This window comes from Pseudoalteromonas sp. SS15 (genome assembly GCF_049257195.1).
In the GTDB taxonomy this organism is placed as follows: Bacteria; Pseudomonadota; Gammaproteobacteria; order Enterobacterales; family Alteromonadaceae; genus Pseudoalteromonas.
This window is the reverse complement of sequence record NZ_JBMMUD010000016.1, coordinates 17,189-42,154: the sequence shown is the minus strand read 5'-3', so window position 1 is coordinate 42,154 and position 24,966 is coordinate 17,189. Positions and strand designations below refer to the sequence as shown.

At 42.2% G+C, this 24,966-nt stretch carries 20 protein-coding genes and 3 tRNA genes; 8 read left to right on the top strand and 15 right to left on the bottom strand.

Translation table 11 applies throughout. The features are described from left to right. Nucleotides 1-1,041, top strand: coding sequence for an ABC transporter substrate-binding protein (locus AAEU28_RS20570; RefSeq protein WP_421965762.1), 1,041 nt, complete (start codon nt 1-3; stop codon nt 1,039-1,041). Nucleotides 1,042-1,084: 43 nt separating this feature from the next. Next, the gene (locus AAEU28_RS20565) at nt 1,085-1,933 is read left to right on the top strand and encodes a CZB domain-containing protein (protein WP_421965761.1); all 849 of its coding nucleotides are present in this window, start codon (nt 1,085-1,087) and stop codon (nt 1,931-1,933) included. A gap of 95 nt (nt 1,934-2,028) precedes the next feature. Here the strand turns inward: AAEU28_RS20565 and typA are convergent, their stop codons facing one another. After that, a complete protein-coding gene (gene typA / locus AAEU28_RS20560) occupies nt 2,029-3,852 on the bottom strand; it encodes a translational GTPase TypA (RefSeq protein WP_404391911.1) in 1,824 nt (607 codons plus the stop codon). Between the two features lie 567 nt (nt 3,853-4,419). Between typA and glnA the strand changes: the two genes are divergently transcribed. From glnA to AAEU28_RS20535, 5 genes are all read left to right on the top strand, one after another. Continuing rightward, entirely contained in the window at nt 4,420-5,826 is a 1,407-nt protein-coding gene (gene glnA / locus AAEU28_RS20555; protein ID WP_404391913.1) for a glutamate--ammonia ligase, read from the top strand. 454 nt (nt 5,827-6,280) lie between these two features. Next, nucleotides 6,281-6,790 (top strand): DUF4124 domain-containing protein, encoded by a 510-nt coding sequence (locus AAEU28_RS20550; RefSeq protein ID WP_421965760.1) that lies wholly within the window; start codon nt 6,281-6,283, stop codon nt 6,788-6,790. 68 nt (nt 6,791-6,858) lie between these two features. Beyond that, on the top strand, nt 6,859-7,941 hold the full coding sequence (gene glnL / locus AAEU28_RS20545) for a nitrogen regulation protein NR(II) (protein WP_421965759.1): 1,083 nt from the start codon (nt 6,859-6,861) through the stop codon (nt 7,939-7,941). Further along, complete coding sequence (gene ntrC, locus AAEU28_RS20540) at nt 7,938-9,338, top strand: nitrogen regulation protein NR(I) (RefSeq protein ID WP_390449544.1); 1,401 nt, start codon at nt 7,938-7,940, stop codon at nt 9,336-9,338. The genes glnL and ntrC overlap by 4 nt, the downstream gene beginning before the upstream one ends. Nucleotides 9,339-9,358: 20 nt before the next feature. Continuing rightward, nucleotides 9,359-9,817, top strand: a complete 459-nt coding sequence (locus AAEU28_RS20535; RefSeq protein ID WP_421965758.1) for a cyclic nucleotide-binding domain-containing protein — start codon at nt 9,359-9,361, stop codon at nt 9,815-9,817. Between the two features lie 9 nt (nt 9,818-9,826). Here the strand turns inward: AAEU28_RS20535 and AAEU28_RS20530 are convergent, their stop codons facing one another. From AAEU28_RS20530 to nudE, 8 genes are all read right to left on the bottom strand, one after another. Next, on the bottom strand, nt 9,827-10,126 hold the full coding sequence (locus AAEU28_RS20530) for a hypothetical protein (protein ID WP_421965757.1): 300 nt from the start codon (nt 10,124-10,126) through the stop codon (nt 9,827-9,829). Nucleotides 10,127-10,278: 152 nt separating this feature from the next. Beyond that, nucleotides 10,279-11,514: a cysteine desulfurase-like protein gene (locus AAEU28_RS20525; protein WP_421965756.1), complete on the bottom strand. Its 1,236-nt coding sequence runs from the start codon at nt 11,512-11,514 to the stop codon at nt 10,279-10,281. 9 nt (nt 11,515-11,523) lie between these two features. Further along, the gene (locus tag AAEU28_RS20520) at nt 11,524-12,156 is read right to left on the bottom strand and encodes a 2OG-Fe dioxygenase family protein (protein ID WP_404391925.1); all 633 of its coding nucleotides are present in this window, start codon (nt 12,154-12,156) and stop codon (nt 11,524-11,526) included. Between the two features lie 415 nt (nt 12,157-12,571). Beyond that, a tRNA-Met gene (locus AAEU28_RS20515) sits at nt 12,572-12,648 on the bottom strand. Between the two features lie 57 nt (nt 12,649-12,705). Beyond that, nucleotides 12,706-12,782 (bottom strand) — tRNA-Met (locus AAEU28_RS20510). Nucleotides 12,783-12,840: 58 nt separating this feature from the next. Then, nucleotides 12,841-12,917 (bottom strand) — tRNA-Met (locus AAEU28_RS20505). Between the two features lie 193 nt (nt 12,918-13,110). Then, on the bottom strand, nt 13,111-13,911 hold the full coding sequence (gene cysQ / locus AAEU28_RS20500) for a 3'(2'),5'-bisphosphate nucleotidase CysQ (protein ID WP_349285367.1): 801 nt from the start codon (nt 13,909-13,911) through the stop codon (nt 13,111-13,113). 3 nt (nt 13,912-13,914) lie between these two features. Next, complete coding sequence (gene nudE, locus AAEU28_RS20495; protein WP_421965755.1) at nt 13,915-14,478, bottom strand: ADP compounds hydrolase NudE; 564 nt, start codon at nt 14,476-14,478, stop codon at nt 13,915-13,917. Between the two features lie 61 nt (nt 14,479-14,539). Between nudE and yrfG the strand changes: the two genes are divergently transcribed. Further along, a complete protein-coding gene (gene yrfG / locus AAEU28_RS20490) occupies nt 14,540-15,196 on the top strand; it encodes a GMP/IMP nucleotidase (RefSeq protein WP_421965754.1) in 657 nt (218 codons plus the stop codon). Nucleotides 15,197-15,204: 8 nt separating this feature from the next. On the opposite strand, the gene AAEU28_RS20485 is transcribed toward yrfG, so the two are convergent. The 6 genes from AAEU28_RS20485 to AAEU28_RS20460 form a co-directional block, all read right to left on the bottom strand. Continuing rightward, complete coding sequence (locus tag AAEU28_RS20485; protein WP_390449520.1) at nt 15,205-15,825, bottom strand: dUTP diphosphatase; 621 nt, start codon at nt 15,823-15,825, stop codon at nt 15,205-15,207. 52 nt (nt 15,826-15,877) lie between these two features. Further along, nucleotides 15,878-18,220, bottom strand: a complete 2,343-nt coding sequence (locus tag AAEU28_RS20480; protein ID WP_421965753.1) for a fatty acid cis/trans isomerase — start codon at nt 18,218-18,220, stop codon at nt 15,878-15,880. Next, on the bottom strand, nt 18,220-18,585 hold the full coding sequence (locus AAEU28_RS20475) for a hypothetical protein (protein WP_421965752.1): 366 nt from the start codon (nt 18,583-18,585) through the stop codon (nt 18,220-18,222). The genes AAEU28_RS20480 and AAEU28_RS20475 overlap by 1 nt, the downstream gene beginning before the upstream one ends. A gap of 111 nt (nt 18,586-18,696) precedes the next feature. After that, nucleotides 18,697-19,362, bottom strand: coding sequence for an SDR family oxidoreductase (locus AAEU28_RS20470; protein WP_421965751.1), 666 nt, complete (start codon nt 19,360-19,362; stop codon nt 18,697-18,699). Between the two features lie 56 nt (nt 19,363-19,418). After that, a complete protein-coding gene (locus tag AAEU28_RS20465; protein WP_421965750.1) occupies nt 19,419-20,222 on the bottom strand; it encodes a VOC family protein in 804 nt (267 codons plus the stop codon). Between the two features lie 113 nt (nt 20,223-20,335). After that, the gene (locus AAEU28_RS20460) at nt 20,336-24,811 is read right to left on the bottom strand and encodes a PKD domain-containing protein (protein WP_421965749.1); all 4,476 of its coding nucleotides are present in this window, start codon (nt 24,809-24,811) and stop codon (nt 20,336-20,338) included. Nucleotides 24,812-24,966: the final 155 nt, after the last annotated feature.

Genomic DNA, 24,966 nt, shown 5'->3' with positions numbered 1-24,966 from the left:
ATGGCTTCTGGATCGCAACTCGATATTAAGCTAGGTATGTCGGTGGCATTAACTGGACCTGCCAGTGAAATAGGCAAACAACTTGCTTCGGGATCTAGAATTTACTTTGAGCAACTCAACAAACAAGGTGGGATCCATGGCGCGCTTATCGAACTCGATGTGAGAGATGATGGCTATGAGCCAAACCATACCGTCAACAACACACGCTTTTTTATTTACGATAAAAAAGTACATGCATTATTTGGTTATATGGGTACCCCAACGACAACGGCCATAAAACCCATGCTAGAGCATACGCAAATACCTTTACTTATGCCCTATACGGGTGCTGCATTTTTAAGGGAAAAACCCGCATTCAAAGTGTTTAACCTAAGAGCCAGCTACCTTGATGAGGCAAAAGAACAAATCAGTTACTTAGTTGATGAATTAGGCCATTCAAAAATTGCATTGCTCATACAAGCTGACGAATTTGGTATTACATTACAAAAAAGTCTCACTGCGGCACTAAGAATGAGGGGGTTAAAACCTCAAGTAGTCGGCCGATTTCGTAGAAATACCAATGAAGTTGAGAAAGCGCTCAAACTAATTAGCAACAGTGAAGCCACTGCCGTTGCTATGGTAGGCACTTATGAGCCGTTATCACGCTTCATCCTGTTATCACAAAAGCAAAACAAGAAACTTGCATTCACCACTGTATCATTCGTCTCCAGCGAAGACCTGTTAAGTAAGCTTATTCAACCAAGCAAATTAATGATCACAGAAGTGGTGCCAAACCCAGTCTCTTGTGAGGGTAAAATTTGTGAGCAATTCAGAGCAACATTAAACACACATTCTTTACCTATTACGCACGCCATCTTTGAAGGGTATCTCAACGCATTAGTGTTTAGTCGTGCCGCAAAAATGTGCCCTTTACCATTTAATTCTAGCTGTGTCCTCAATGCCTTAAGCAATGTGATCAACCAAGATGATGAATTACGTCATTTATTTAAGATCAAATCAAAGCAAAAGAAATTACCAATTTTCCGTTCATATCATTCGTAATTGATCTATCATTAGTCATACTTATAAGCATGATGAGGCAGACATGGATTTAATTAACTTTCGTGTTGGGCAAAAAACAATTTCTTTAAAGATCTTAGACATATTGCTGACCGAGCGCTATGAAGGAAACCTAACCTCATTGCCAAACGGCAACCCAAGCTTCTTGGGGGTCAAAGATTACATGGGCACCCCAACGCCTATTTTTGATCTTGGCTTAATCTTAAATAATCAATCTTCCTCAGAAGTGAATCAAGCACTCGTAAAACTACTACATGATCGTGAACAAGATCATAAAGCTTGGTTGGTGGCACTTGAACACAGTATTCACGAAGGTGTCGCTTTCACCAAAGCACGAGATCCCCGACAATGTGAATTTGGGAAGTGGTTTTACAGCTTTAAAACCGACAATGAAGACTTAAAAGCTTTACTTGCACGCTTTGAAGAGCCACATACTAAATTACACAACCTTTCAAGCACCTTGTTAGATATGTGTGCCAAAGGCGAAAAAGAACAAGCAGTAAGAATGCTCGAGAAAGAGCGCACTACCACTTACCAAAAACTGATCCGATTATTTGAGTCAGCAAGAGATCAAATCACGCTCGATCATAAACCTATTATTGTTTTTACAACCTTAGATGGCCAAAAACCGCATATCGGCTTATTGGTAGATCAAGTACAAGACAATATTCACTGTGATGAAAGTGAGATCAAACCACTTCATGAGATCACCAATATCGGTTTTGATATCGATCCGCAGACTAAGCAAATGATGAAAGGTTTAATTAAACGTGATGATACACATAGTGTATTAATCGATCCTAGTGCGATTTTTAGGCCAGAACATTTACACAGTTATGAACCTGAAGAAACCGAAAGCTATGGTTTGTTTTAATTAAAAGCCAAAAAGCAATACCTCTAAATACTTTGCTTTGTCCAACTACAAAAAAAACCGCTCAGTTGAGCGGTTTTTTTACATCTCGTAAAAGATTACTTCTTAGCTTCACGACTCGCGCGCTTACGCTCACTTTCAGTAAGTAGCTTCTTACGGATACGGATGCTTTCAGGTGTTACTTCTACTAACTCATCATCATCGATGAACTCAAGTGCTTGCTCAAGTGTCATAACGATAGGTGGCACAAGGTTTTGCGCTTCGTCAGTACCAGATGCACGTACGTTAGTAAGCTGCTTACCTTTAAGCGCGTTTACAGTTAAGTCATTATCACGCGCGTGAATACCGATGATCATACCTTCGTAAACTTCAACACCGTGACCGATGAATAGCTTACCACGGTCTTGTAGGTTGAATAGTGCGTTAGTCAGTGCTTTACCTGCAGCATTTGCGATAAGTACACCGTTCTTACGTTGACCAATGTTACCGCCTTTGTGTGGGCCGTAGTGATCGAACGTGTGGTACATAAGACCAGAACCAGATGTTAGTGTCATGAAATCAGTTTGGAAACCGATTAGACCACGTGAAGGCATCATGAAGTCCATACGAATACGGCCTTTACCATCTGGTGCCATGTCAGTCATTTCAGCTTTACGAAGACCTAGTTGCTCCATGATAGAACCTTGGTGTTCTTCTTCAACATCAACAGTTACTGTTTCATATGGTTCTTCTAATTGACCATCTACTTCACGAAGGATTACTTCTGGACGAGATACTGCAAGCTCGTAACCTTCACGACGCATGTTTTCAATTAAGATACCTAAGTGAAGTTCACCACGACCTGAAACACGGAAGCTATCTGGGTTATCAGTCTCTTCAACACGTAATGCTACGTTGTGAACAAGTTCAGCTTGAAGACGCTCAAGGATATTACGTGAAGTTACGAATTTACCTTCTTGGCCAGAGAACGGAGACGTATTTACAGAGAACGTCATTGTTACTGTCGGCTCATCAACAGAAAGCGCTGGAAGTGCTTCAACTGCGTTTACATCACATACAGTATCAGAGATCTTAAGTTCACCTAGACCTGTAATTGCAATGATGTCGCCAGCTTGCGCTTCTTGCGCTTCGTGACGGTCAAGACCTAAGTAAGTAAGTACTTGGCCAACTTTACCGTTACGAGTTTTGCCATCAGCGCCAACAATTGTTACTTGTTGGTTTACTTTAACAGTACCACGCTTAATACGACCAACACCGATTACACCGATGTATGAGTTGTAGTCTAGCTGTGAAATCTGCATTTGGAATGCGCCTGCAGGATCTGCATCTGGCTTTTCTACTTGCTCAACGATCGCTTCAAACATTGGTTGCATGTTGTCTGAAGGCTCGTCTAGGTCAAGCGTTGCCCAACCGTTAATTGCTGAAGCGTAGATAACTTGGAAATCAAGCTGTTCGTCAGTTGCACCTAGGTTATCGAATAGATCGAATACTTGGTCCATTACCCAATCAGGGCGTGCGCCTGGCTTGTCGATTTTGTTGATAACAACGATTGGCTTAAGACCTAGTGCGAATGCTTTTTGCGTTACGAAACGCGTTTGCGGCATTGGACCTTCTTGCGCATCAACTAGTAGTAATACTGAGTCAACCATTGAAAGAACACGTTCTACTTCACCACCGAAGTCAGCGTGTCCCGGAGTGTCTACGATGTTGATGTGGTAATCGTTCCACTCAATCGCGGTGTTTTTAGCTAGGATGGTAATACCACGCTCTTTTTCGATGTCGTTGGAATCCATCACGCGTTCTTCATTACCGCCACGTGTTTCTAACGTGCCCGATTGCTCTAGTAGCTTATCTACTAGGGTCGTTTTACCGTGGTCAACGTGCGCGATAATCGCGATATTACGTAATTTTTCAATGCTCATGTTTATAACTCAGATAATTACTCGAAAGAGTGGGTTAATCCTATACACTTAATTGTGCAAAACAGACTAAATTTTAGCCTGCTAGAATTTTAAAGTGGCGTATTATCCCCTAATAAGCTCATAGATGAAAGTTTATGCAGCATTATTTTTTCAACTGACGTCACTATTCGACGAATAAAGGGCCAATTCAGTATAGAAGCTGAAATAAACCACGCCATAAAAGCGCCCGCTTTAATACAATAACTTCAACAAAATACCTTTGATAAATGTGATTTAAATGACAATACGGCCATCCTGCTGCTAATTCAGCATGGAATAAAATTAACGAATGTATTTTTGCAACTAAAAACTGGGCAAAAAAGCATCATGCACTATACTGGAGCTGCACCACGAGCGTGCACCTGCGGATCATGTTGGTGCACCATCAAGGTGCAATACAAATCAAAAAACACAAAAAACCTTTAAATTCATTTAGATAAAAAACTGGCACAATACCCGCTTATAGCTGCGCAGTAATAACGAAAGTTATAGCAAAATAACTAACCCAACGAGTTTTGGAGGACACACATGTCTCATACAGTTTTACAATTTATCAAGGAAAACGACGTTAAGTTTGTTGACCTACGTTTCACTGACACTAAAGGTAAAGAACAACACGTTTCTATTCCTCATCACCAAGCTGACGAAGATTTCTTTGAAGATGGTAAAATGTTTGATGGTTCTTCAATCGCTGGTTGGAAAGGCATCAACGAATCAGACATGGTGTTAATGCCAGATGCTGATTCTGCAAAGTTAGACCCATTTGCAGAAGAAACAACGCTAATCGTACGTTGTGATGTTGTTGAGCCATCAACACTTCAAGGCTACGAGCGTGACCCACGTTCTGTTGCTAAGCGCGCAGAAGAGTACATGCGTTCAACTGGTATCGCAGACACTGTTTTATTCGGTCCTGAGCCAGAGTTCTTCCTATTTGACGATGTTAAGTACAAGACTGACATGTCTGGTTCTATGTACAAAATTGATGCTCAAGAAGCTTCTTGGAACTCTGACAAAGATTACGAAGGCGGTAACACAGGTCACCGTCCAGGCGTAAAAGGCGGTTACTTCCCAGTAGCACCAGTTGATTCTTCACAAGATTGGCGTTCTGCAACGTGTTTAGTTCTAGAAGAGCTAGGTCAAGTTGTTGAAGCACACCACCACGAAGTAGCTACAGCAGGTCAAAACGAAATCGCAACTCGCTTCAATACAATGGTATTGAAAGCAGACGAAATTCAAGAAATGAAATACGTTATCCACAACATGGCACACCTATATGGTAAAACGGCAACTTTCATGCCTAAGCCAATCGTAGGCGATAACGGTTCAGGCATGCACTGTCACCAATCACTAGGTAAAGATGGCCAAAACATCTTCGCTGGTGATAAGTACGGCGGTCTTTCTGAAGAAGCACTATACTACATCGGTGGTATCATCAAGCACGCTAAAGCAATCAACGCATTCGCTAACGCGTCTACTAACTCTTACAAGCGTTTAGTACCAGGCTTCGAAGCACCAGTAATGCTTGCATACTCTGCACGTAACCGTTCTGCTTCAATCCGTATTCCAGTTGTTCCTTCTGAGAAAGCACGTCGTATCGAAGTACGTTTCCCAGATCCAACAGCAAACCCTTACCTAGCGTTCTCAGCAATGCTTATGGCTGGTCTTGACGGTATCAAGAACAAGATCCACCCTGGCGATGCAATGGACAAAGATTTATATGACCTACCTGCAGAAGAAGCGGCTGAAATCCCAACAGTTGCAGCTTCACTAGAAGAAGCGCTTTCGGCACTTGATGCTGACCGTGAATTCTTAACACAAGGTGGCGTATTCACTGATGACTTAATTGATGCATACATCAAGCTTAAGTCACAAGAAGTGGAAAAACTGAACATGACGACTCACCCAGTTGAGTTCGAAATGTACTACAGCGTTTAATTGCTAACTTAAGTAGTTAAACTCTAAAAGACATGACGACTCATACTACAAGTGACGAGTTCGAAATGTACTACAGCGTTTAATTGCTAACTTAAGTAGTTAAATTCTAAAAGACATGACGACTCATACTACAATTGACGAGTTCGAAATGTATTACAGCGTTTAATTGCTAACTTAAGTAGTTAAACTCTAAAAGACATGACGACTCATACTACAAGTGACGAGTTCGAAATGTACTACAGCGTTTAATTACCGAGTAATTTTTCTCCGTAGTATTTAGTGCATGACAACTCACACTACATGTGACGAGTTAAAATGCACTTAAGCGTGTATCTGACACGCACCTAAATCATATGTGTTCTCAAGCCCGCGAAAGCGGGCTTTTTTATGGTAAAGCAGTTCATAAACAACTAAAGTACTTATTGCATTGTGTGATAAGAGTTAGGGCAAAAAAATGAAATGGACGGTAATAGGGTTATCTATTTTAATGGCACTCATTGCGCTGCCAAGTGACGCTAAAATTTATCGTTGGAAAGATAAAAATGGCAATTGGGTCTACTCAGATACTCCCAGAAAAGGCGCACAAGAAGTAAAGTTAAATAAGCCATTGGTCATGCCAAGTACCAATACCAATGTCCTGCAATCACCAAACACCCAAAAGCAAATCTCTTATCAAGCAAATATCACTTCCCCAAACCATGAACAAACCATTAGAGAAAACACCGGTACCGTTTATGTCAGTGGACAGGTGCTGCCTAGCTTTCATAAAGGCTTTACCGTCCAGCTCTTCCATAACGGCAGTACTGTAGGTGCAAAGCAGTCATCCACTTCATTTGTACTTAAATCACTCTCACGAGGTGAACATAAGATAAAAATGGCTGTTTTTAACCCTCAAGGCACACAAATTGCGACAAGCAAAGAGCACACATTTTACCTTCATAAAGCCAGTGTCAGTAATCGTTGATGCAAGCCAAATGTAGGCGTATGATAAAACGCACCAAATTGGTGCATAACAATGAAAGCTGATCCATCATGGCACACTCCTTAACGTCTTTTGCTGAAAACGTTTGGCAAAATCTATCAACTTGCATCTTAGTCATTGATGATGCTTACACTATTCAATTTGCCAACAATTCTTGTAGTGAACTGTTTGGCTTGGGCCTAAAGCGCCTACTCAATCAACCCCTACTCAGTATTTTTAACCATCATAGTATCGACCTAGAAAAGCTCTCTCAATACGTGCTAGATGAAGGCGTTGATTGCCAGCAACACAGAGTAGACGTGGTGTTCATCGATAATCGCTCCGCCACACTGAACATTTATAGTCGCAAAATTGTGCATCAGCACCAAGCTTACATCTTGCTTGAATGTCGCAAAATTGATGACGAAGTAAAATTTGATCAAGCCTCTAAGCAAATGCACCAATATCATGCCGCACGCACACTGATCCGCGGTCTTGCCCATGAAATAAAAAATCCATTAGGTGGAATTCGTGGAGCGGCGCAATTATTGCAGTATGAGACTTGCCAGCAAGAGCGCGAGCAATGTGCACAGCTGATCATAGAGCAAGCAGATAGACTGACTGAATTGGTAGATAAATTATTAGGCCCTAACCAGCTCCCTAATAAAACATCGTGCAATATCCACCAACTGTTAGAGTCTGTGATCAAACTATGTAGCTTTGAACAGGGTCAACACATCAATTTAAAGAAAGATTACGATCCGAGTATTCCTGATGTGGTTATTGACCAAGCTAAGATCCAACAAGTGATCTTAAACATCGTGCGTAACGCACAGCAAGCACTCAAACAAGGTGGAGAGATAACCTTAAAAACCCGATTCAGACATCGTGTTCGTCAAGGGGATCATGTCGTTAAAAAAGCACTGCTTATTCAAATCAGCGACAATGGACCTGGCATAGACGAACAATTAAAAGACACCTTATTTTACCCTATGGTAACCAATAAAGAAGGTGGCTCAGGTCTCGGGCTCTCCATTGCACAAACACTGATAGAACAACATGGTGGCAGTATTGAATGTGACAGCTGGCCGGGTCATACCGAGTTCAACATATATTTGCCATTTACATCACAACCATCGGGGAATCACGAATGAAATCAGTCTGGTTAGTTGACGACGATGCATCTATTCGATTCGTTTTAGATAAGGCTTTGTCTCGTGCAGGTTTTGCCACAGAAAGCTTTACAAATGGCCAAGATGTACTGACTGCGCTTGAATACAACCAACCGGCAGTGCTTGTATCTGATGTGCGTATGCCGGGTATTGACGGCATGGCACTACTCGAACAGATAAATAGCCAGCATCCGAATCTGCCTGTGATCATTATGACAGCACACTCAGACCTAGATTCAGCGGTCAATGCATTTCAAAAAGGCGCATTTGAATATCTGGCAAAGCCCTTTGATCTGAACGAAGCAACCCAACTAGTTGAACGTGCTTACGAGACTCAGCAACAAAACCGTAAGACCAAAGCGCAACCGAGCACGCCACAAAACAGCCCTGATATCATAGGCGAAGCCCCTGCAATGCAGGAAGTATTTCGCGCTATCGGTAAATTATCGGCTTCAAGTATGAGTGTCTTGATCAATGGTGAATCTGGCACGGGTAAAGAACTTGTTGCAGGCGCATTACATAATCACAGTCCGCGTAAAGCCAATACTTTTATCGCACTCAACATGGCGGCTATTCCAAAAGACTTAGTAGAATCTGAGTTGTTCGGTCATGAAAAAGGCGCCTTCACTGGCGCTGATAGCATACGTCGCGGCCGCTTTGAGCAGGCAGACGGTGGTACGTTATTTTTAGATGAAATCGGTGATATGCCACTCGACGTGCAAACTCGTTTATTGCGCGTGTTAGCCGATGGAGAGTTCTACCGTGTTGGTGGACATCAAAGCATTAAGGTTGATGTAAGAATTATCGCGGCCACACACCAAGATCTCGAAACCTTAGTGCAAAAAGGTAAATTCCGTGAAGACCTATTCCATCGCCTAAATGTAGTACGTTTGAAGATACCCGCTCTGCGAGAACGCCCTGAAGATATTGAACGTTTAGCCGTTCACTTTTTAGCAAAGAGCGCGAAAGAATTACAGGTCGAGAGTAAAACACTTTCTGCTGAAGCGATTAAAACCATGCAGTTGTATCACTGGCCGGGGAATGTGCGCCAATTAGAAAACACCTGTCGCTGGTTAACTGTCATGGCACCTGGCGAACTAGTTGGTGATATCGACTTACCCGACGAGTTACAGCACACGCAAGTACAACCCGAAGCGCAAGGCGATTGGCTCGATGCCTTTCAAGTTTGGCTTAACCAAGAGCTTAAAAACGGCAAAGAGAATATTTGGCCGGCAGTTCAAGCGCAACTTGAAACCCGTCTGATCAAAACAGCTTTAAATGCCTGCCACGGTCATAAACAAGATGCTGCACTTCGCATAGGTTGGGGCCGCAATACATTGACCCGAAAACTAAAAGAGCGCAATATTCAGGATAGTTAAAACTATCCTGAATATTATCTATGAAGTTACTAGAACATGTACCGCTGATTAAACAGCTAGAAATAATCAATCGCCTGCCTTTTTTTAGTGACTTCACTTTAGCTGAAAGACAAGTATTGCTTGAATCCTTCAGCCATTTATATCTCGTTCAAAAAGACAAGCATGCCTTCAAGCGTTTCGATAAAGATAACCGTTTGTTTATTATTCTAAGTGGTGAGCTCGCTATATTTAAAAAAGAAGAATTAAGTCAGCTCGGCAAGGTCGGTCCGGGTGAATTCATAGGTGAAGGCGCATTTATTTGTAAACGTGAACACAGTACCAATGCCAAAGCACTCAGCGACAGTATTTTACTGACCATTACACCAGAAGCATTAACTCGCCTACCAAGTGTGATCAGAGAAAAAATTAAAGACAAAATTATTGAAGGAATGGGGCAGCGAATCGCAAAGCTAAATAATTATATTGAAGAAAATATTTAGGTAATTAAATTAGGTACTGAAAAAAGCTGTCCAAGCAAAACAAAGCGATATAGCTGACAGCCATTTCATGGCTTGTGAATTTAAATATGTATTACTCGTAATAAAATAGTGTGCCAGCATAACCATCGGCACACTCATATATGCAATTGCATATAAAAAATAATTTATAAAAGCCATAACCCAAAATGATAGCGTAAACATATCAGGCATATCACCAGAGCCTACAACAGGTGAAGAAAACTGATAATAGCGCATCATAAATACCATCATTATGAAACAAGCTATTGGTATGAATACAATTTGACGCATAGCTTATCAGCCCCGCTTAACCTTTAAAAATTGAAGCTCATCATAAACATATACAGTACATACAACTTAAAAAAGGTACAAGCAGAACATTAAAAAGCCCAGTAAAAATAAACTAGGCTTCTATCGATTTTCTCGAAAATTAAAAAGCTTTCTTAGTTCAGTAACGCTTCAAACGCACTGAATAATTTTTCTAGTTCTTCAATGGTGTTGTAGTGCATACAACCAATACGAACAACACCCCCTTTATCCATTACACCAAGCTGCTCACATAAGCCTTGCGCATAGAAGTTACCATCCCACACACACATCTGTTGCTTACCTAAGAACTCAGACACTTCACGCGGTGCTAAGCCTTCAAATGTTAGAGCAAAAGTTGGTGTACGTTCAGCAAGACGAGATTCATCTTCGATACCGTATAAACGGATCTGAGGAAAATCAGCAAGACGCTTTAAGAAATACGCACTTAATGCCATTTCATGTTCTTTAGTATGAGCAAACGCCTTTGCTAAACGCTCACGACGCGGCGTGCTTTCTGGTAGAGCACTTAAGCTCGCAATATAGTCAATCGCGGCAATCACACCTGCCAAACCTTCAAAGCTTTGTGTGCCGGTTTCCCAGCGGCCTGGGATCACATCTTTTGCAGGCTCCACTTTATATGGTGTAAAACCTTCTAAATGTTCACGCTTACCATATACAACCCCGACGTGTGGGCCAAAGAACTTGTAAGCCGAGCAAGCTAAGAAATCACAATTAAGCGCTTGTACATCGATAAGCTCATGAGGCGCATAGTGAACCGCATCGACATACACCAACGCACCAACTTGGTGCGCAAGTTCAACGATCTGTTTAATATCGTTAATAGAACCCGTGGTGTTTGACGCGTATGTCACTGCAACTAGCTTAGTTTTTTTATTTAACAATGACTTGTAGTGCGCTAGATCTAGTGTGCAATCCGCTTCATTGATTTTTACAGCGTGAACAAGTGCACCTTTATCTTCAGCAGCCTGACGCCAAGAAGACACATTTGAGAAATGATCCGCATTGGTCACAATCACTTCATCACCTGCTTGCCAATCACGTGATACTGCACGGCTAAAGCTAAATGTTAGACTCGTCATGTTCGCGCCAAAAACGATTTGCTCTTTGCTAGGCGCATTTAATAAATCAGCAACTGCTTGACGTGCATTATCCATTAAGCTGACAGTTTTATCGCTTGAGAAGAATGCCCCACCTAGATTTGAGTTGTAGTAGCCCAAATAAGCCGACATCGCACTCAGCACTGACTGAGGCACTTGCGAGCCACCCGGACCATCTAAGAAGATAGGAGATTGACCATTCACCTGCTGCATAAGTGCAGGGAACTGACGACGCAATTTTTGTAGTTCCATCCTGGCCTCTTACGCAGTAAATACGAAACAATCTAAATAACCGATTTCATCGGCATTTAGTTTATTCATCGGTGTGGCGTTGTGCCAAACTTCACGGTCATTCACAAGTGCAAACAAACCGTCTTTGATTTCCATCTTGAAGCAAGGCTCAGCTTCTTTGTGCTCGTATACCAGCAGCTCACCGCCTGCGATATTTTCATGAGATACACCACATACACACACGTGATCAAAACCATCTTGGTGAACACCTTCTGGTGCCGGTGGCGTGTCACTTTCAATCGCTAACATTCTGAACTGATGAACTTCAATGTCACGGCTCTCTTCAATGCCCGTCATCGCTCTAAATTCAGTCAGTAAATGCTTGAATGCATCGCTGTTGATTAAATCGGTTTCTAAATTTTCATAAACGCGCTCAATGTTACCTTGAAAGTTATTGATTGAGTCGTCTTGAACAAACGCTTTAGTTGGCTGAAGGCTTACTTCATTATCAACAAACTTCAATACCGAATAACGACGTTTACGGAAAGCACCGTCTGCATATGGGTTATCAGGTAGGTTATCAAAGAATGGTTTTACACCATCAATATGAGGCTGTTGAATAAAACGTAATTGAAGCAAGTTCTGGTTGTTTACTGCTGTCATGTTGCTCTCGTTTATGATTATAGAATTGGCGCAGATCTTAATCTATTTCGAGCAGTTAATTGATTTAAATTACACACGCAAACATCAACAATTGCATTGACAATGCATTTTATAAATTTATAAGGCTAAATTTTCTAATTTTGAAAAGGCTAAAAAATTTGCAATCAAACTGGTCGGTCCAGAGTAAAAATAGTTCAGTTTAAGCGATAAGCGATAAGCGATAAGCGATAAGCGATAAGCGATAAGCGATAAGCGATAAGCGATAAGCGATAAGCGATAAGCGATAAGCGAAGCTAAGTATTAATCACGTTGGAACGTCAAATTGAATTTGATGAATAATAAGAGCGGGCACGACATAATTCGAGCTAAAAGTCTAATTAGGGTATTAAATAAAAAAATTTGAAGATAAGAAAGTTGGTTGCGGGAGCCGGATTTGAACCGACGACCTTCGGGTTATGAGCCCGACGAGCTACCAGGCTGCTCCATCCCGCGTCAGATGGTTTGCGTAAGCAAACGAGCCCTAGAGTTTTGAATTCACTCTAGAAGAATTGGTTGCGGGAGCCGGATTTGAACCGACGACCTTCGGGTTATGAGCCCGACGAGCTACCAGGCTGCTCCATCCCGCGTCCGAATGGTTTGCATAAGCAAACGAGCCTTAGAGGTTTTAATTCTCTCTAAAAGAATTGGTTGCGGGAGCCGGATTTGAACCGACGACCTTCGGGTTATGAGCCCGACGAGCTACCAGGCTGCTCCATCCCGCGCCTGTAACATTAAAATAAATTGAATCATCTTAATGAGTTTTGAAAGGTCTCCCTTTCAAGAGGTCGCTATAATAATGGATTAAATTTTTATTGCAAGGCATAAAACACGAAATCGCGTTCAAATGGATAAAAATAAAACAAAAGTCTAGCAAAGTACCGAAAAAGCTAGCATTACCTGCTAGCTTTTTAACATTTACTCAACAATACGCTGGTGAGGCGTGATCAGCTTTTGGAATTGCCAATCAGGATGACCCATAACGATAAAATCAGGATTTTCTGTGGTTTCTCTTTGATTATAAGTTAAGGGGTTAAACTCAGAATCAGTGATACAGCCACCGGCTTCTTCTACAATTACCTGTGAAGCGCCCGTGTCCCACTCGCCTGTTGGGCCAATTCGTAAAAAACAATCGGCTTTGCCTTCTGCGATGATACACGCTTTGAGTGAACATGAACCAAGCGCAACGGTATCAAATTGGCTATTCAAGTACTGACTTACTGCTTCGAGTTTTTGTCTGCGACTCACTGCTAAAGTTAAGTTATCAGGTGAGGCAACGCTAATTTGCTGCTGTTCTTCACCCACACGTTTGAATGCACCTAAACCTGCATAAGCAAAGTATGTGGTATTTTTAGCCGGCCAGAAAATGACCCCTAACACCGGCTTGTTGTTTTCTATTAATGCAATATTTACCGCAAAGTCACCACTTTGCAGAATAAATTCGCCTGTACCATCCATAGGATCTAGCAACCAATAACGCTGCCACTCGCGACGTTTTTCAAGGGCTGGAATAGGCGTTTCTTCAGACATAATCGGAATATCGGGTGCCATAGCCTGCAAACCTGCCATCAACACTTCGTTAGAGGCCAAATCAGCTTTGGTGACTGGTGTATGATCTGACTTTTCTTGCTGGCCAATGTCATCTTGTTTATAGATATCCATAATGGCTTGGCCTGCTTTTTGGGCAAGCTCAATACAAGGCTCTAATAATGACTGCATATGCTACTCCTTTGCTGCTAGGAAGGTTTGTAACAACATAAGCGCTGCCACACTACGCGCTTCAGTGAAGTCTTCTTGTTCAAGTAAGGATTGCCATTCATCTAATGGCCATTTTACAACCACCAGCGGTTCAGGCTCATCACCTTCTAAACTTTCTGGGTAAAGGTTTTGCGCAACCAAAATGTGCATACGAGCATTAAAATAACTCGGTGCTAGTGACAGCGTTTTTAGCTCATCAAACTGCTCTGCGCCCATGCCAACTTCTTCTTTTAGCTCGCGGTTGCCAGCTTGCTTTGCCGTTTCTCCGGGGTCAATTAAACCTTTAGGAAAGCCGAGTTGATAATTATGCGTGCCCGCACAATATTCTCTGACTAATAAAAGCTCGTTGTCTGCGGTGATTGGTAACACCATCACAGCACCTCGGCCACCGCCTCGAATTCGTTCATATTGACGCTGTTCACCATTTGAAAAGGTCAAATCTAAGGCTTCAACAGTAAAAAGTTTACTTTTGGCCACTACTTCGCAGTGGATAATTTCGGGTGGGTTTGGATGCTTTTTCTGTGACATAGGCGTTTATTTGCTAATATGGCAGTTAACTTAATCATAAAGCCTTTAACGACAAATGCCTATGTTAAATTGGTCAAAAATCGATACCGTTTTATTAGATATGGACGGCACCCTGCTCGATCTGCATTTTGATAACCATTTTTGGTTAAATGTGATCCCCGAACAGCTCGCAAGAAAACACAATATCAGTGTCGCAGAAGCTTTTGCTGATATAGAAAAACGCTACCAAGCTGTAGAAGGAAGAATTCAATGGTACTGCTTAGATTATTGGCAAAAAGAACTCGATCTCCCCATTATGGAACTGAAACGAGAGATACAGCACCTAATCACTGTACGTGACGATGTACCTGAGTTTTTAAAGGCGTTAAAGGACGCAGGAAAAGAGTTGATTCTCCTCACCAATGCACACCCTGATAGCTTGAGCTTAAAAGTTGAGCGCACGCAGTTTGATCAATACCTTGATAAGCTGATTTCTACCCATGAGTATGGTGTGAGTAAAGAGAGCCAAAGCTTATGGCAGCAAGTTCAAGCTGATTTGGGTTTTGATAAAAGCAGAACCTTATTTGTCGATGACAGTTTAAGCGTATTAGCCTCAGCTAAACAGTTTGGCATAGAGCACTTATTGGCTGTTGCTAACCCAGATAGCAAACAGCCAGTGAAAGACATCACTGGCTATTTATCAATTACTGACTATCGCACTTTATTGCCGATAGCTTAGAACAAATATTATGCAGGGTAACGCGCTTCTAACCCTGCATAAACTTGCTTAGCAAAATCCGCATGCTCAGTGTCTAAGCTTTTCACAACTTCAACTAGATGTTCGTTGTCTTCTTGGCCATTCCATACCTTGATGTAAGAGCCATCTTTATAACCGTGATCTTGACGGAAGAAATTCAGGGTATTCTTGCCCACATAACCACGATACAAATCATCAATGCTCATACCAATTTGCTGCATACAGCCAGCAAATGCTTGCGCGTTGAAAGACTTATCAGCCACCGCACTTGCCGCTAGCTGCTCAAGTGTTTGTTTAAAGTCTTCAGCAAGCTGCGGCTCGCTTAGTTCTTTTTCAAGCTCTGTTGCTAGCTGTTCGTAGCTTTTAACGCCATCAATACGTAGCGATAAGCCAAAGTGGAAAATATCCACCAGCTCTAAAATCACTTGCTCAGTATCTGGTGTTTGCTTTTTCCACCACTTCCAACCGTAGTGGTCTAGCATTTCAGCACACTCAACCCAAATAGCGCGATACCATTCAAACCCTTGGTTAAACCATTGCTCATGAACCTTTGTGTTCATGGCGTTTTGCATTTCTAGCATAACGACTAGCTTTGTTGTGTTCGCAGACATGGTGCGCTTCCTAATTTCGTTTTTTAATTAATGACTATAATACCCAACAGAGTTATCTGTTCTCAAGTCGATTGTAATCGAACACACCATATTCGATGCCCTTGTACTGCTTAGCCACCTCATGCAACAGGTCACTGTATTGCCAAAATTGCGGATGACTTCGACGTATTGCAAATTGCTGTTTTAGAGCTCGATAGTCGGCTTCACTTTGCATGCTATGCATATTTTCAACAAAGCTTTGTACATGATCCGAATTCGGCAAATACCAAATAGCCTCGGGGTAATCGCCAATGAAACCCGGTACTAAGGTCGCAGTATCTTCATCGTAAGCACGCTGGCCCTCTTCATTCAATAAACTTGAAATATTGTAGTGCGCGTTATGGTGAATAAGCGTATACGCTTTATGCTGCTCGCCGTGTTTAACCAAGATAAATGACACTTGAGGCAGTAAGTTAATGGCTTTGCTCGGTAACACATTTAATTTTACCAATGGCTTAGGCACTAAGTTAAAGGCATAGCGCTCACTTAAAATAGGCTGCAAATGCTGTTTAAACTTAGTGTATAGCTCTAACTTAGGCTCAGAGGTGGTAAATTGCATCCCCGTTGGGGCAGCTAAAATGGTCTTACGATTAATAAATTCACTTAAGCTTAAATGCGACTTACGGTACCAGTGTTTTTTGACTTTTTGCCTTTCAGCTTGTGGCAGTAAATTAATGAAGTTTTGCTCACCCTCAAGACGTAAAAAGTCCATATATAAACGGGTAATAAGCTGATGTCCTACATTGCCATACACGTCAAAGCCGGCCACCAGCAAGTAATGAATACGCTCAAACAAGGCATAGTCTAATAACCACATGGTTTTTGGTGGTTGACCCACAAAGCCTTTTACCACTGTGGCACTGTCGAAGTGGCGAAATACTGTGAGTGCTGCATTACGGTTATGCCCTTCACCCTGCCAAATTAAGTCTGTGGTTAAATTGCTGCCATCGGCAAACACTTGGTTCGCTAATTTCGTTTTAGCATTTAAATACTCATGCTGGCGTTTGGCATATTTAGCCCAACTTGAAAGAGGTAAGGCATTGCTTTGCTCTGCAGCAGGCAGCGCGAGTTCATCGTCATTTTGAATTAAGAACTCGGCCATTTTTGGTGAGCTATTTTTTTCTGGATCGACAAAGGCGACCCAAAAGTGATCGTTAATCACATTCAATGCAATTTGACCGCGGCAAACCGGCCCTTTGATAAAGCCACTGATGATCAAATGCGCTTCGTCTAGCATAAACTGATATTTAGACTTAACGGGTAGCTGCGCAAAGCTCTTAAACGGATTCGAAGCGACCTCAGGTGCATAGCCTGGCAGGCTCGAAACCTGATAATCCGCTTCGATAAACTGTGCTTTTAAACGCGCTAACTTTTGCTCGTTAATTGCTAACGGCATATGGGTTTTCGACAATACTGTGCCGCGCTGATGTTGAAAACGGTAATATACACGCTCAACGCTTGGATCATCAAAAGGTCTGCGCGTCGCAATAATTTCAATCGCCTGCCCCGGTGGCGTTTTTGAGCGCACTAATTTAAAAAAGCTCGGTGAGCCTGATTTATTGGCTTCGTTAAAGTAAATATTTGCCAAATACCAATGCTCGTATATATAACGCGCTGACAAACGCGCCTTAAGGTTATCTTGATTTAGAAACGCTTCCCAGATTTCAATTTGTGCAAGCTCAGTTAAGGTCGGCGGCGCAATCTGGGCCATTTTAGCACCGCTCTTTAACCAATCGTGTAATACAGCAAATTCACTTTGCTCTAGCGCTGGCAAACCATACGGCATACCAGCATGGGGTTGATTTTGTGCATAACTGTCGAACTCTTCAATGCTCGGGCAAGTGGCCGTTCTGTCTAGGCTAAAATCAAATTCATCACCTAGCACTTGCTGTGCTGGCAATTCAGTATTTTGTTTTAATAATAATGAACGATACATCACTGAGGCTGCTAAGTTTGCATCTGCACTTTGCTGATGTTCGTTAAGCACCGCGGTAAAGCCTTTATCGCGCCATTGTTGTGTAGATGTGGCATCTATCAATAAACGTGACGGTGTTTGCGCCAATAAACGAGTACCATCATACACAGGCTCCTTACTCAAGCCGCGGTCTATGCCTTCAGGAGAAGAGAGCTTTAGCTGGCAGGGTGCATCGTAACAACCGTGACACACCACACAGCGCTGCTCAATAATCGGCTTTACGTCATTGAGATATTGCGTCGCATGAGGGGTATTTGCAACGACTTCACGTTGTTGTGTTTGTGCTGGCCCAAACAAAGTCTCGTAGTGATTGGCTGCCAGTGCAACACAACCACTTAGAAAAAGTAGGCAAGTAAGAACAAATCCTTTTTTAAAAGGCATTACACCTCCTCTTCTTGGTCGCCTAGATCAAATGTCGGCATCATTTCTACTGGAGGAGAAATAAAAACTTGTTCTCCACTACTGACGACAGCACTTAACACCGGACCTCGGTTTAGTAGTAACTGAGCTTGATGTGCTTCACTGATCACAGGTTTAAAATCAGAGTTATCGGCAAATAGCTGGTAGGTTTCTAAATTAATACTGATGCTTTGATCTTCTGCCGGGTTTTGGCACAGGTTAGCCAGTAAGGTTTCGTCTAAGATTACACTCAAAGTTAAATCAGAGGCTTCTAGGTCGCGCTGCTCAATATGCTCATCAAGTAAAAAAAGCGGCAGTGTGAGTGGTGTGTTTTGTTCTAATTCCATGATAATTGTTCAGGATAAGTGATCATTGCCACAAGTTTAGCAAACCTAACCTGAACACGCGACGAACAGAAAGCATTGCCTACTATCTGTTCGTAATTCATATGCTCTATTTTACCAAGGTAAAATATCACCGTTTGAGTGCCAGAAGCTACCTGTATTATCTAAGTTCAGCTCTTCGATGCGTTGTATTAATCGCTCTGCAGCAACTTGAGGTGGGATATCTCCGGCAAAATTAACCATCTGAGTTTGTACAAAGCCTGGGTGTAATAGGGCAACGGCTACACCTTTAGGTTTTAGTTCGTGCGCTAAACTCACACCGGCGGCATTAAGTGCCGCCTTTGACATACGATAACCAATATAAGCACCTGAGCCATTATCAGCGATTGAACCCATACGGCTGGTGATCATCGCCACTTTACTGCCACTGTTTAAGTTAGCTTGCAAAGCGTGTGTGACTCGCACAGGCGCTACCGCATTGATCTGAAGTTGCGCATTGATGGCGTCAAAGTCCATATTGGTGAGACTTTCATTTTCAAAAATACCCGCATTGTTAATAAGCACATCAATAGACTTACCGCTAAGCGCTGATGCTAATCGAGCAACATCATCACCTTGGCTTACATCAATACCTTCGATGATGTTAACCGACAAATCTTGTAACTCAGTAGATGGTTTACGCACAACAGCCGTTACTTCATAACCTTGGGCCAAATACTGCTTTGCGAACTCAAGGCCGATACCGCGATTTGCCCCAGTAATCACCACATGTTTTGTCATTGTATTCTCCTAGCATTTTCTAATGCTTACTGAACTTGGGGCAAATACCTTTAATATCAAGCATCCAAATCAATATCGCCATTACAAGACTGCATAATTGAGAAGACTGCGCCTTGCGGATCTGTAATAACAGCAAAACGCCCTATATTTGGAATATCAGTAGGTGGAACGCAAACTTGCCCGCCTAAAGACGTCGATTTTTCAGACATTGCATCACAATCAGCCACCGCAAAATAGATCATCCAATGGGGTGGAATGCCCTCCCATTCTTCGGTCATTTCGAGCATGCCCGCCACTGGCCCCTGCTCATTACAAAACAAGGTATAATCCATATGCTCCATTTTTTCGACTTGGATCTGCCAACCTAACAGCTCACTATAAAACTGACCGATTTTTTCACTGCCTCGACAAGCCAACTCATGCCAATAGGGGGTATTCTTCTCTAATATTCTTTGCGTGCCAATATGCTCATTAGCTTGCCAAAATGCTACAAATGCACCACCGGGGTCGCTAATCATCACCATACGCCCTGCACTCATCACATCACAAGGACCATGAATGACCGTTGCGCCTAGCTGCTTTGCTTTATCAGCGATGGCATCAACATCTTTTACTGCAATATAACCTAGCCAATGACTGGGAATATTCGCCTCTTTTTGCTCAGGCATCATTTGATACATGGCCGCGACATCATCGGCTTGTTTCTTTAGCATAGTGTAATAACAATCTTCACCGATGGGTTGATCATCAAACTGCCAGTCAAAGAGTTGTGTATAGAACTGTTTTCCGCCCGCCCAATCTGATGAACATAATTCTGCCCAGCAAAAAGCTGAAATAGGCGATGAAGTGAGTTTGGCCATAGTTAATTCCTTCTTGTTGTTTGCATTTACTTATTAGTTGAACAGTACTTAATTAGCAAGCAACAGCAATAAAAAAGGCCCTCAACGGGCCTTTCAGAACTTAAATATAGTAATTAGTTCGGAGGACTAAAGAATAGAGGGATATGATCTAGTGTTGTACAGGTATTCCCTTTTAGATACTTACACAAGGTTAAGCCATCTTTATTGTTACTGCCCGGGACGAGTTCAATAATGGTATCTTGTCCGTCCATCAACTGCATTTGTCCATTTTCAAACGTGAATTGCACCGCTTCAGCATCGCCGATTTGTAATGTGTAAATATCTTCACCCATATCATCTGTTGCTGTAGTCGCATACCAAGCCACTTGCCCTCCCTCTACTGCCTGATAAAGATAGAAGAAGCTGACATGGTACTCTTCAAGCTTTTCAATATCCGTTGATTCATTACGCTCACCAACGAATATGACACCTGAACCTGGATGCTTAGTTCCATCAGCATCAAAACTGCTGAATTCTCTTGCCCAGAAGTAACGCCCTTCATGCTCTGCCACCATTTGGTAACGCATTTCAGCTTCGAGCACGCAAGTTGGTGACACCTCACAGAAGCGGGTTCTTTCTTTTGTCTCAGGATTTATGTATCTAGCACGGACAACTTGACCATCCTCATAACGGCCTTGGTAAGAACTTTTGCCTGTACCAAATACGAATGTCAAATAAGAATCATCCTCTTCTTCAGGGTAGATTTCAGTACCATTTTGGCCACTGACTTGCTCTGCACCATCAAAATAAACCCAGCGTCCTTGATAGTCTTCTTTATTGAGTTCTGGTGACATATCTTTAATAAGTATGCCTGAAACAATCTGACTTGAATAAACATCTGCCAAATCATCAAAGTTATCAATAAACTGGTAGCCCACCGATAAGTCTTTAGTCATGTGCAAGTTATCAAACTCAGTATCCTCAAAGTTTAATTGCAATGCTCGCCCCATCACCGACCATGTAAAGTCACCATTTTCATCTGGTTCATCGAATGTCGATTTCACAGTACCTGTGCCATCAGCCATAAATTCGACATGACTGATTTGGTGACCGTCAACTCTATCATAAGCGATCCACTTACCAACAAAGTCGACTTCTGATAAATCTATGAAGTCTCTTTCATAGTAAAGCTTACCCATAAAGTCATGATTGACGTCGCCGGTCATATAACCATCTGTGTAAACATCAACTCGTTCGGTGACCGCTACTTTCATACCATCCATAGCGTCGAGCTGTACTGTATAACCATTGAGTTTATGTTCAGTCATCATGCTGTTATCTGTATTGCTATAGATAACAGGTGGGTAAATTAAATTAAGCTCAATCATACCTTCAGATGCGACATACCAGTTAACATCGTACTCACCCATTGGTGTTTTAACTTTACCATTACCCCATCTATCTAAACTTAGACCTAGTGTTTCACCGAGGTAGAGTTCTGAGTTATTGATAATAGAGTTGCCCATTAATGGCATCTGCTTCCAAATCTTCACCATAGAATCATCGGTGCAGCCAGATGGTAAAGAATAATTAAAGGTGATACCTGAACACGTGCTATCGGCAGATGCGTCACACACTAGGGCTTCGCCATCATTATTTTGCAGCGTATCAAATGTTATTTGCGTATCTGTTGTTTGGTAGTTTCCGCGCTCAAAGCCAATATCACCATTTTCTTCTGCCCACTGAATAGCGAAGTAGCGACTCTCAGGTAAAAGCATAAGTAAAGCTGCATCATCTAATAACCCCCATGTACCCTCAACACCTTCAGCAGCAAAGCTCACTTTACTAAAAGAGATTGCTCCTTCATCAGTACCACCCAAGACAAACTCGGTGTCAGATACGCTGTACTCAAAAGAAACACCTGAGCAACCTTGCCCTGCGGGTGCATCACACACTAAAGCTTCTCCATCATGATTTTGCTCAGTTTCAAATGTAATGCTGGTACCGTCAGTTGTGTAAGCACCTCTTTCAAAACCTATAAAGCCATTTTCTTCTGCCCATTGAATGGCAAAATATCTATTGTCTGGCAGGAACATAAAGATGACATTTTCATTCGCCAGCTCCCAAACACCTTCTAAACCTGAAGTCGCAAAGCCAACCTTGTGGAATCCAACAGAACCTTCATCCTCAAAGTTAAATGACAGCCCCGATGAAGGGTATAAACAGGCCTGAATGTACTCTTGAGAACTGTCTATTATCTCTAGGGTATACTTAGCACCATCAACAAAGTAAACAATATTGCCATCTTCAAAGTTAAAGTTATAACTTTGCTCTCCAAAGGTGATTACACCGTCAAATTCATCACTATCACGATTGATCTTCACCATCATCAAGTTACCCATGACATCTTGCACCCAGACATAGGTATCACCATAGTTTGGTAATGTTTGATCAAAGGCGGTGATACTCAAATCACTGTCATATTCAAAGATAAACAGTGCTGATTCGCTAACCTCCATCATGCCTTGTTCATTCATCCATAAGAATGTACGTTTTAGGTAATAACGGTCATTCACCATAGCGAGAATTTCATGATTCGTAATGCCAATCAAAGCACAATCGTCACGCGCTTCTAAACAACTTTCAACGCGATTACCATTTTGCATATAGACTTTGCGCACCATGGTATTGCCATCAATATCCCATACATAATCACTGCGCTCTAAACCAAAATAAATAGACCCGTCAGGATATAAATCCATGTAATAACTTTGGTTCAAGCCATAGAAACCATGCCAACGACCAGACATTGTGCTTTCGTTTACCGTGACATCTGAAGGCTTGATAAATAAACCATACTCAGTATTTGGCCACTCATCGTCAGTCGTATCTAGCGTAACGACTTGATATCCCGCATCCAATACTTTGGTTAGCCAAATTGAAGCCGAACCTTCATATTCAAGCGTTTGTTTGGTGTCATCGGTAAAGTCTTTATAGTCAACAACAATAGCGCGCCCTTCAATGCGCCATGTCACTTCTTCATCAGAAAATTCAGTGGTGATTGTGCCATCTGCATTGAAGATAAGTTTTGACACTTGCTCTTCAGGATCGTCATTAAGTGTGAAATCTCTGTCATGTAAATCCAAATACCAGATACCACCGCCTGAAGTGAGTATCTCAGTAGTAGGTGCAGAGGTTTGGCTCTTACTAGTTAGGTTACTGATATAAGTGACTGTCTCAGAATCTTGAGCGGCACCATCCAGTGTTTGGAAAACCGTCTCTGTGACTTCAACGGTTCTAAATACCTCATTCTCTCCGAGTACCAACATACTCATGCCACTGACGAACGTTTCAACTCGCTGCTTAGTTTCATCTTCAAGGGTATTTTCAGACACTGACTTCTTCAAAGGCTCAGCAAATGTCAGTGCTAACTTATTGCCATCAAGCGCCCAACTACTTATCGCTTGCTGATCTATGCCATGAATAACCCCGGTGTTATCTTCTTTTAAACTGACATGGTAAGCAATGTTGTTATAGTAACGAGGTGACTGAAGTATATACTCACCCACTAAGCTACCCGAAGGACCCGTTACCAGGTCTGTATCTTCTTTAATCTCGGTCTTCGTTTTTTCGATAATGGTCGGGTCTTTCTCATTCACCTCAGCCTCAAACGCTTCTACCGTTTCAGTCGATGAGACGAGCTCAAGGGTATTCTCTACCCCCTCTGGCAATTCAAAGTCAGGGTTATCAACAACCACTTTAATTAAGGTCGCAAGCTGAAGTTTTTCATCGGCATCCACGTTTAAGAGTGCTGATTTAAGTGCATCATCGTCTTTTGGGGTTTCGCCATCACGCGTGATAATGGCGTATTCTGCAGTGGTGACGTTAGTGACATTCACAGAGAAGTTTTCGTCCTTTTGCAGTACACCGTCTTCACCTGCTTGCTCTATTACTGTCTCTACTGAATTAAGTAGTGACCAGAATTCAACATTGCTTTGTTCACCAGTGCCTCGAGCTTTAATTTGCACGAGATCTTTAACCTCAGACTCATCCACAATCAACTCAAGTGAATAACTGCCATCGCTGCCAGCTTGTACTTGCGCTGATGAGCCACCAGCAGAAATGGTGACATTGGCATTTGGGATAGGCTCGTCTGTGACAATACCGGTAATAGAGACTGATGATACCTTGCGCTTTATCATGACGGTGTGTTGCGCTTTTGCAGTTTTGGCCGTCGAGCCGTTATCGGTTACGGTGATAGTAAAGGTCACCTCAATGTCTTCAGATATATCTGGACTCGTTACTGTTAACGTGCTTGTATCTTGCCCACTGAGCGTTAAATCAAGAGTGGAGCTGGTTGTCCAAGCATATGAACTAATTTCACCATCTTCATCAGCAGCGGTTGCTGTGAGTGAAAATTCAGTTTGCTCTTTAGCTTCAGCGACTGCATCAACAGATACCGTTGGTGCTTTATTCTCTGGCGTTGGGGTTGGATCTGGTGTTGGTGTCGGTGCAGGGTCATCAGATCCCCCACCGCATGCTGTTAAGACCAGACTAAAAGCTATTGGCGCAAGTAACGAGCGCCAGTCTTTGTATAATCCTGTTTTCATGACTTATCCTGTGCAGTTTTTTATCGCGCTAAAGCCTCAGCGAAAGCACTTTATTCAAAATTACGGCACAATAAGCGTAGGTTAAGTTTTAACCAATCAGTTGATTATTTCTGTTTATAGAATAAAAAAGTCTAAAAATTAAAATTTAATACCTC